1 protein-coding gene is annotated in these 894 nt (G+C 62.2%); it reads right to left on the minus strand.

The window, feature by feature from the left end; translation table 11 throughout:
* Positions 1 to 365: 365 nt before the first annotated feature.
* Positions 366 to 894: IS91 family transposase (locus ACZBJS_RS42595; RefSeq protein ID WP_463440342.1), on the minus strand; the 529-nt coding region annotated here is incomplete at its 5' end.

The following is an 894-nucleotide window of genomic DNA, read 5'->3' on the forward strand; positions in this document are numbered from 1 at the left end:
CGGGACGAAGAAACGGCCTCAGATCGAACAAAGAAACTGACGAAGGAAAAGATGCGCCGACCTATCGCCTATTTAAACGCCTCCCTTGACAAAGCCCTTACAAGGAAACCGCGCCTAAGGGACGTGGGGCGGTGCGGCAGCGGCTATGGGGATTTGAGTGCCGCGGGCGAGCTGGCTGATGTGGATCGAGCCTGCGCCACGAGCAGTGCAAGGGTGATGCAGCTGCCGAATGAGCGACAGATGGCGTCAAGCTCGATAGATCGTCGGACGAGTTGCGATCGTGTGGTGGATATCTTGGCGAGTTCTATCGTGGCCGGTCGAGAGAGGGCGAGCGTGACGCGGAGATTTGCAGGACTGTGACGCGATCATGAGGTGTCGATCCTGATGCGGTTCGTTGGAGCTGTCGGCCGATGCCGTGGCATTGCACCGCGGGCGAAGACCTCGATGATGATCATGCAGCCGCCGCAGCATGGACACCTCGGCTTGTTGGCCTCTGGGACACTGGTAGGCTCGCCTTGGGAGTTTGCAACGGCGAGCAGCTCACGGGCGCGGGCGATGTTGGCGGCGCACGTGCTTTTGGCGAACAGGCCGTAGTGGCGGATGCGGTGCAGGCCCTTGGGCAGCACGTGGATGAGGAAGCGGCGGATGAACTCGAAGGTTCCGAGCGTCATGCGCTTGTATCGATCGCGGCCCTCGATCCGATAGTCCTTCCACTTGAAGGCGACGCCGCGCTCGTCACAGGCGATCAGGCGGCTGTTGGCGATGGCGACGCGGTGGGTGTAACGCGACAGATAGGCCAGTACCGCCTCCGGCCCGCCGAACGGCCGTTTTGCGTAGACGACCCACTCGGCCTTGCGCAGTGGCGCGAGATAAGCTGCGAAGGATTGCGCCTCG

The sequence above is a fragment of the Bradyrhizobium sp. KZN70725 genome (genome assembly GCF_055264925.1).